Genomic DNA, 6,382 nt, shown 5'->3' on the forward strand with positions numbered 1-6,382 from the left:
AAAATAAAGCTATCAATTTATGTAAGATGGGCTCCCAATTCAAGGACGGTTTCTTGTCTTTTTCCTTTTTGAGTTACAGAATAAACGGCAAGGTGTAAGAACATACTACCACAAACGAATTGTCAGGAGTTTTGCAAGGGAGAAATTGTCATGTCAGAATCTGTTGAAATCATCTTTCGAACCTTGACGTCTTTTATTTTATTATGGGTATTTGTCCATCTCCTTGGTAAACAGACGATTGCCCAGAGGACCTATCACCTTTATATCGCTTCAATTACGATGGGGACAATTGCAGGGAATCTAGCATTCAATATAAAAATCAAATTCCTGTATTTTATCATTGCAATTATTGTTATGGGTACCATCGTATATATGCTGAATCTTCTATCGATTCGAAATCCACGCTTCGGGAAATGGATCGCTGGAGAACCTGCTACCTTAATTCAAAAAGGACAGCTTCTCGAAGAGTCAATGGAACGAATGGGATATTCACTGGATTCTCTTAAACAGGGTTTGCGAGGAAAAGATATCTTCAACATTGAAGAAGTGGAATGTGCCATTTTAGAAACAAATGGCTCCCTCTCAGTATTAAAGAAAGAACAATACCAAAATGCCGCCAAGCAGGATTTACCTTTACTGCCCTCAGCATCTGTACCGATAGAACTGGTCCATGATGGAAAGATTCTTTATGAAAACTTATCAAAACACACCTACGATTACGAATCGTTAATGGCAGAACTCAAAAAAAGAAACCTTGCTGTTTTTGATATCTCGTATGCTGTCGTAGGAACAAAAGGAAATTTGTATATTGACTTGTTTAAGGATCAATCAACGGAATAATCTTTTGGTTTTCAGTAAGCATCAAATATCTTAACAATATCGACCCATATCATGATTGACCGTGTTTCATAAAATTAAACTGGATTAAATGAGTGAAGATACTCCTTTTCATTTTAATATTTCATAAATAAAAAGTGGTTTTTCCAGAAGGAAAAACCACTTTTTCAGCCTATTATATTTAACTCTTTTCGATCACGTTTATCAATTCCCTTAAATAATCCGGTAGATCAGACGGACGCCTGCTTGATACAAGGTTTCCATCTACTACGACGGGCTTATCTATCCAAGTTGCCCCGGCATTTTCCATATCATCTTTAATGCCCGGTGTACTCGTTACATTCTTCCCCTGTAAAATTTTAGCCGAGATCAATACCCAACCAGCATGACAAATTTGGCCAATTGGTTTTTTACTTTCTTCCATGCTTTGGATAAGTGATATCACTTCAGGAAAACGGCGAATTTTGTCAGGTGCCCAACCGCCCGGTACAAGAATGGCATCATATTCTTCAGCTTTAATACTGCCATACCCATAATCGGATATGGCTGGTACACCATATTTTCCAATGTATGTTTCATTCGCATTTTCTCCGGCGAGGTGAACAATCGCTCCTTCTTCTTTTAATCGTAAAATCGGATACCAGAGCTCTAAATCCTCAAAATCATGGTGCACAAGACTGATTATTTTCTTTCCTGCTAATCTCATGAAACCCTCTCCTTCTTTCGTTCTATTGCTTTACCATTCTTCCCTATTACTTCCCTTTTTCTACTGACTGTACACTTTACATGCAATAACCGATGCATCAATATTTGACCTAAAAATCAACCTTGACCAAGTACAACCCAGCTGCCTCCGCCATACGGCCCGTTTGGATTCTTTCTTTTGACTCTAAAATACTCGGTATATTTTCAGCATCTATTTCATTTAACCCTACTTCTATCAACGTCCCGACAATCTTCCTAACCATATTATAAAGAAATCCATCGCCTCGCACAGTAATTTGGATGAAGCCGGCATTTTCTTCTATATCAATGGAATATATCTCACGCACCATGGATTTTTTCTTGGACTTTGCATTTGAAAAAGCAGTGAAATCATGTTCACCTATAAAAAATTGACATGCTTTTTTCATTCTAGTGATATCCAGCTTTTCCTCTACATGCATACTGTACTTTCTCATGAAAGGATTTGTGTATGGCTCGTTCCAGATCTTATACAAATAGGTTTTATCCTTAGCATTATAACGGGCATGAAAACGATCAGGAACTAGCGTAACATCGACAATGCTGATATCTCGGGGTAAATATCTATTTAAATAATTCATGATTTCTGCTTCAGTCAGATTTTCACCGAGCTTAAAATTGGCGATTTGAGCAAGGGCATGTACACCTGCATCCGTTCTGCTGCATCCGATGATTTCAATTTTTTCCCCTGCCATTTCCGTTAATACATTTTCTATTTTCCCTTGAATCGTATCATCACTATTACCTAGTCGTTGCCAGCCCTTATAGCGCCCGCCATCATATTGAATGGTCAATTTATAATTGTTCATTGCGTCCTCCTTATTTTATTCCTGTAAAGTCATCTAAACAGAAAATTCTCGATAAAATACAAGCCCCCATACAACTCCTGCTGTATGAGGGAACAGATGGTCCTTTCTTAGAAACATTTAAATTGTTAAGTTGTTAATGGTTTTGTAACTGCTCCACTAGTCTACAGAGTAAAAGGAGTTCCATTTTAAGGGTTCGTTTAAGATACACCCCCACAGCCTCATGGACCATGATTTATGTAAAGATCCTGCAGCTCATCCATGCGATTCCATAGTAAATCCTAGCAATCAAACTAAAAAAGCACTTCTGCATAGTGTACCAAAGTGGCTAACGTCATGCAACGAACGAGCCGGCGTCACAAATCCAGTTTCCGTGCAATGCAGAATCACACAGGAATAATAAATGGAAATCAAAAAAATAAAAAGGCCCAAACCCTTGTTATATCAAGGATTTGAGCCTTTGGCAGTTGATGATCTGTGTGGGATTCGACCCACGACCCCTTCCCTGTCAATCTTGTTGAGCAAAATCAAACTAGTTTAACTGAGTTAAATAAGTCTAGAAAATGTTGATATATCATGGTTTGTTTTAGGGTCAACATTAGATTAGTTAAATAAGTTTAACTCAAAAAAATAAGTATGTTAGCAAATAGTGAGAAGGTGTTCTGCTTTACTCTATTTAGCTTATGCTGAATGGTACATTAATATGGACCTTTTCAAGGTATTCATTCTATTTGTTAAAAGATGTTTCTGTTACATACTATCCTATAATTTCAGACACCAAGTCCTCTAAATTCATTTGCTTTATTTCGGAAGGGAAATGATCATGGCGTGCGCAAACAGCTAACTTATAAAAGGAATCGATCGAATACTGTTTAAAATAAAAGGAGGTATCATTACATTCTGATTTAATACCAATAGTACTATTATTAGAATCCATAATTATTGAAAATGAATTTAGAGGAATCGATAAACCTAGTCCTACAGCCTTGATATAGCTCTCCTTTAAAGTCCATATATCAAAAAATCTTGACCGTTGCTGATCTTTTAATGAGAAAATATAATCACATTCCCTTTTCGTGAAAAATTGGCAGGCAATTTGTATATCGATTAATTTTTCTTTTTCTATATCAATACCAATTTGATTTCCATCAACTGCACAAACAACCCAATCTTCAGAATGGCTTAAATTAAATTTAAAATTCTCTACATCAGATAAGTAGGGTTTGCCATAAGTATTTGTAGCAAAATTATATTTGTAGTCATTTCGAACATTCTTTTTTTTAATAATACTGCGAATTAACATCTCCGCAACAATACCTCTCATAGAATCTTCAAATCTCTTAAATTGTCTAAGCTTACTTTGCTTTTCTAATGGCAAGAGCCGCAATAATTGCTCGTACGTTGAAAAACATAATGGATTTAAGAGATTAACAGCAAAAATTTCCATTATCAAACACCAACATCTTAGTTAATATATTATATTTCAAGAAGCAATATATATCCTATAACCATTCCGCTTTTATCCATTTTTTTATTTATTTATACTGAGCTGTTCTATATTTATTGAAATACTAGTAAGTACATTATTAATTTGATCAACAACTTCTTCTGTATGTTCATTAATAAAAAAATGCCCGCCTTTAAATGGATAGAAACGACAATTACTTTTTGTGACCTCTTGCCATCCTGATAAGTCCTCCCATGAAACTGCTCTATCATCAGTTCCGCTAAATACGGACACATCACATTCTAGGTAATCATCCGTACGATCAAATTTATATGTTTCAACCATTTTAAAATCTGCCCTTAGAATAGGGATAAATAAGGAAGCTAATTCTTTATTTTTGAATACAGCTTCATTTGTCCCATTATAGTTTAAAATATGCTTTATAAATTCATCTTCAGGTAAATTATAACAATTCAACCCTTTTAATTTGACTTGTGGGCCCTGTTTACCCGAAAAAAATATATGAACAGGTGACGGATATCCTTCCTGCTTTATTTTTTTACAAAGTTCATAAGTAATAAGGGCACCCATACTATGACCAAATAAAGCATAAGGGGGTTTAATTTGATCCTTTATTTCTTTAAAAATATTTCTGACAATATCAGGAATATTATCGATAAGGGATTCATTCATTCTAGATCCTCTTCCGGGTAATTCCACTTGTTTAAGCTCAATTAAGGGATTGACTAGTTTTTTCCACCTTGAATAGACTGCTGCTGACCCCCCTGCATAAGGAATACAAAAAAGCTTTACCTTATTCAATTTCCTCTCCCCTTTCTGTTTTTTTTGATTGACACATTCATAAGATTTATCTACATTAATCTTATGAATGTATAGGAATGCTACTTAAATGGCCTTTAATGCTTTCATTCTACTCATCATAATGGTAAGTACCACCATAATAACTCCGCATACCATTGGTAATAACCATGGAGATACTATATCTACTAAAGCTCCTCCAATAACTGCACCTACTGGAGTTAACCCTGTAACAAAGGTTAAGATGACACTTCTTACTCTGCCTAACATTTCATTTGGCACCTTTTTTTGTAGTGTTACAAAAAACGGTATGTTATATGAAACTGAACATATAGCAAGAATAATAAATAATATGATCGAAATGATAAAATAAGAAATGGTATCAAGAGTAATGATTAAATCACATGTCAAAATTCCAGTAAAAAGCATTCCAACGGAAGAGACTGCTATACAGCTCATGATCCTTTTATAATTACTGTTATTCTCAGGTAATAAAAGCGTTATAACTGTACCAACAAGCATACCTAAAGGAAAAACCGACTCTAATACACCTAGTTGACTAGATGATAATTCCCAGACATTCACAGCTATATAAGGCACCGTTACTGTAATTCCAATTATAAAAAACATATTAAAAAACACTGTAAAACTTCCCAATACGACTAACCATGTCTGTGATCTGATATAGGATATTCCTTCTTTTAAATCTTCAAAAAAGGTGTTTTTTACACCATCATCATTGTCTTTATTCCCTTTTTTATCAATACCATATATTTTATCCTTAACCTTAAAATCTAGTAAATGATCCATTAAACCTGCAAAAATAAAAGATAGTCCATTGAATAATAAAAACAGTCTAATATCAATTAAAGCAAAAGCGACTCCACCAATACTAGGTCCTGCAATGTTTGCAATGGATAATACAGCTTGATTGAGAGAAGTAACTTTCGTTAATCTTTTTTCATCTACCAAATTTGGAATCGAAGCTTCCATTGGTGTTTCAGAAAAAATAGTACATGTTGCTATTAAAAAAGTTGATAGATATATATATATTAATCTCAAGCTATCGAAACTGCTTAATACAAATAAAGCAATAACAACAATTCCGCATAATAGATCCATTATTACAATCATCTTTTTCCTATCAACTCTATCCGCAACAACACCTGAGATCGGCCCAAATATAATTTTTGGTATCGTTCCTAATGCTATCGTTATGGAAAAATACAATCCTGAGCCTGTCGTACTTAAAATATACAGCCCCATTGCAAAACTATAAATGCTGCTTCCGAATATTGAAACTACCTGGCCCAGAATAAGCATAAATATATTCTTTTTAACCATTCGATTGATACTTTTTTCATCTGTAATTGCAATGATTTCATTTTGGAATGCCTTTTCCATATATTACTCATCGTCCTTATAACAAAAGTATCAAGTATGACACTCCGTTTTTATTTTTATACCTATTATCTCCATATTCTCTGTTCGAATTATTTAGTTTTACTACTAACTACCAATTTTTATCATTTAAAAACTTGTACACAGCTTCCTCCCTTTCTTTCAAATTGTCTTCTCCAAATGGATCTAAATTCAATTCCCCATCGATTCTTCCATCTTTTAAATATATGATTCTATTTCCTCTCGTTGCTGCTTTGAGGTCATGCGTTACCATGACAATACTTTGTCCTTCGTTATTCAGTTGTGTTAGGATATCTAAAACAACCGT

At 34.4% G+C, this 6,382-nt stretch carries 6 protein-coding genes and 1 pseudogene; 1 reads left to right on the top strand and 6 read right to left on the bottom strand.

The window, feature by feature from the left end; genetic code table 11:
* The first annotated feature begins 150 nt into the window (after positions 1-150).
* Positions 151-840, top strand: a complete 690-nt coding sequence (locus ACWF5P_RS26390; RefSeq protein ID WP_434168930.1) for a YetF domain-containing protein — start codon at positions 151-153, stop codon at positions 838-840.
* 178 nt (positions 841-1,018) lie between these two features.
* Here ACWF5P_RS26390 and ACWF5P_RS26395 read toward each other — a convergent pair whose 3' ends face one another.
* The 6 genes and pseudogenes from ACWF5P_RS26395 to ACWF5P_RS26420 form a co-directional block, all read right to left on the bottom strand.
* Entirely contained in the window at positions 1,019-1,543 is a 525-nt protein-coding gene (locus ACWF5P_RS26395; protein WP_434168929.1) for a type 1 glutamine amidotransferase domain-containing protein, read from the bottom strand.
* Between the two features lie 109 nt (positions 1,544-1,652).
* Positions 1,653-2,390, bottom strand: a complete 738-nt coding sequence (gene truA, locus ACWF5P_RS26400; RefSeq protein WP_101224081.1) for a tRNA pseudouridine(38-40) synthase TruA — start codon at positions 2,388-2,390, stop codon at positions 1,653-1,655.
* Positions 2,391-3,144: 754 nt separating this feature from the next.
* Positions 3,145-3,834 (bottom strand): 4'-phosphopantetheinyl transferase family protein, encoded by a 690-nt coding sequence (locus ACWF5P_RS26405; RefSeq protein ID WP_230177679.1) that lies wholly within the window; start codon positions 3,832-3,834, stop codon positions 3,145-3,147.
* An 84-nt stretch (positions 3,835-3,918) separates the two neighbouring features.
* Entirely contained in the window at positions 3,919-4,656 is a 738-nt protein-coding gene (locus tag ACWF5P_RS26410) for a thioesterase domain-containing protein (RefSeq protein WP_434168927.1), read from the bottom strand.
* An 84-nt stretch (positions 4,657-4,740) separates the two neighbouring features.
* Positions 4,741-6,057 carry an MFS transporter gene (locus tag ACWF5P_RS26415; RefSeq protein WP_230177682.1) on the bottom strand — a complete coding sequence of 439 codons (1,317 nt, stop codon included), beginning with the start codon at positions 6,055-6,057 and terminating at the stop codon, positions 4,741-4,743.
* Positions 6,058-6,166: 109 nt separating this feature from the next.
* Positions 6,167-6,382, bottom strand: a pseudogene (locus ACWF5P_RS26420) (ABC transporter ATP-binding protein); the annotation flags it as partial.

This window comes from Peribacillus sp. NPDC055009 (assembly GCF_053608705.1).